Genomic DNA, 2,274 nt, shown 5'->3' on the forward strand with positions numbered 1-2,274 from the left:
GGAAGAGATTCCCCACCGCAGCACACAGATTTCAACAGGCGCTATTCGGCAATGTATGTGCGGTAGAGCCAGGGATGGACTGGCAGCAGTTTGCCATCGAATTCGGCATGGTGATCCGTGAACTCAAAATGCTCATAGCCGTTCCCTCGGGGAACTGTCACTCTTGTTTCGTCTTCCAGTGGACTTGACTTTCCAGAACGGCGGAGAGCGCTCCTGCCCTCTGTCGAGCTTTACGCGAATCGACTGAGGCGTGGCGCTCTTCAGTCGGGAGAATCAACGGCGAGCAATCAGCGGCGTCGGTTCGATTTCTTTCCGTCACGTCGCCCCGAGAGTGCAGCCGGAAATGTTTCCACTACTGAACGGTGAGTGTCGCGAGGTCGCGCAGCTGGTCCAGGAATCCCATGCGCGGTGCGTCACTTTCCGGGACGAGGGGGGCCTGCTCCTCGATGGCGCGGAGAGTGTCGGCGATCGGCCTCGCGTACGAAACGAGGTGAACGCCACGTTGGAGCAGCCGACGGTGTGCGCTGTGGTGACCGCATTGACCAGCATGGCCTCAGGGTGAAGCGCAGGGGCGCGGGCATAGGCTGCCGTCGGGATCACGGCCAGTCCTGTTGCCAGGAGACAGGCCCGATGAGGGATTGGACGGTACGGAGAGTTCGCATGGTGCCCCTTGACGAGGTGATGCGAGCCGCCTCTTCCTTGCCGAGGGGCGCTCATGGCGACGAACGATCTCCATGCTGCTCACAACTGGCTGGCCAGTTCTGCGGCGGATCGTCGGTTGCCGCGCTCCCGGAGAGGAGGGCAGCCCACCGGTTGGATTCAGAACGGTTATCCCATGGAGTTGGATAACCTCGCAATGAGGCTGGCAGCAGTTCACCCGTATGGCGTAATTTGATAAATGAGGAACGCCTGCTTCTCGGTGAGTCCTCCAAATCTCGCCTCACTGGGTTCGTGACGTCGGATTCATGACGATTTGTCGTCGAATTGTCGCAACTGAAGAGAAAAGACGTGCACCGAGCAGCTGGCCCGCATCGGCTGGTTCGGGGAAATTCCCTCGGCGTGATCGAAGAGACCACGGCGGCGATGGCCGGCGACTCGTCCCCTCGCGGGGCAAAATGCGGACTGGGTCAATCGGGTGACTAATCGGCACAAGGGTTGATGGCATTTCATTCATTAGGGTTACTGAAGTCGTTAACCGGTGGGTCGCCCATTCCTCTCCGGGAAGCTCGGCAATTGGCCCGCCCGTTTCGGCCCTCCCTGCTGGCAGGGCTCGGCGAGTAGGGCCACTGCCACGGCGGCTGCTCCGGAGAGCCACCAGCCAATGGGTGCTTCCGACCGTCGGCTGGTAGAGCGGCCCGCCCTGCCTGAGACCGGGCAGTGGTGCTTACATCGCGGCTGATGCCCGTCGGCCCCCGGTCGCCGTCGAGTCAGCCCCCCATTTGCCGGTCGGTCTTATCGCCGCAAGCCACTGCCCGGTCGCCCCCGGAACCGACGACAGCCATTCTTCCTCTCACGCCTGACCTCGCGTCGGGCACGAGGGAAGCCGGCCGTCGCTCCCAGCCAGTTCCCATGCGGACCGCAACGGTCCGCCTGTCGCAGGAGGACCCGTCATGTCCACAAACGTCACCTCATCCGATCAGTCCCGGTCGGTCGCCCAACTGTCCTTCCCTCTCGGGCCGCTGCTCCTGGCAGTCCTGCCCAACTCCGGCCCGGTCGCAGGCGGCAATACGGTCCAGCTCCTCGGCCTGGGGCTCAGCGGTGCCACCAGCGTTCTGTTCGGCGCCACGCCGGCCACCATCGTCTCCCAGGACGTACTGGGGCTCACTCTCACGCTTGTGGCCCCAGCGCATGCCGCAGGCGCAGTGCCGGTCACCGTGACCACCAGCAGCGGCACGAGCAACTCGGTGTCCTACACCTACGTGGGTACGCCCACGCCTGCCCCTCCCACCGCCACCAGCATCATCCCGGCCTCGGGCCCGGTCGCCGGCGCCACCCCGTTCGTGATCACCGGCACCAACCTGAACGGTGCCACCGTCACCGTCAACGGAGTTCCGGCCACCGTGCTGGGCAGCGACCCCACCGGGATCCTGCTGTTCGGGATCATCCCGGCAGGTTCCACCGCGGGCAACGTCCCGGTCGTGGTGACGACCGCTGCCGGGGCCGCCACCGTTCCCGGCGGGTACACCTACATCTGACTACCTCTCTCCTGCCTCGTCGCCACACCGACTGGCCAGGGTTTTGAACGGCGCCGGCCTGCGAGTTCCACGCGCAGGC

2 protein-coding genes are annotated in these 2,274 nt (G+C 64.4%); one reads left to right on the forward strand and one right to left on the reverse strand.

Annotation, left to right across the window (positions count from 1 at the left end; genetic code table 11):
* Positions 1-41 precede the first annotated feature (41 nt).
* The gene (locus tag ABTZ94_RS37305; RefSeq protein WP_351207865.1) at positions 42-161 is read right to left on the reverse strand and encodes a DUF5988 family protein; all 120 of its coding nucleotides are present in this window, start codon (positions 159-161) and stop codon (positions 42-44) included.
* A 1,449-nt stretch (positions 162-1,610) separates the two neighbouring features.
* Here ABTZ94_RS37305 and ABTZ94_RS37310 point away from each other — a divergent pair.
* Positions 1,611-2,195 carry an IPT/TIG domain-containing protein gene (locus ABTZ94_RS37310; RefSeq protein WP_351207867.1) on the forward strand — a complete coding sequence of 195 codons (585 nt, stop codon included), beginning with the start codon at positions 1,611-1,613 and terminating at the stop codon, positions 2,193-2,195.
* Positions 2,196-2,274 lie beyond the last annotated feature (79 nt).

It is taken from the genome of Streptomyces sp. NPDC002785 (genome assembly GCF_040295565.1).
In the GTDB taxonomy this organism is placed as follows: domain Bacteria; phylum Actinomycetota; class Actinomycetes; order Streptomycetales; family Streptomycetaceae; genus Streptomyces.

Coding starts and splice junctions, on each gene's coding strand:
- ABTZ94_RS37310 (WP_351207867.1), top strand. CDS start 1,611: ATGTCCACAAACGTCACCTCATCCGATCAGTCCCGGTCGGTCGCCCAA.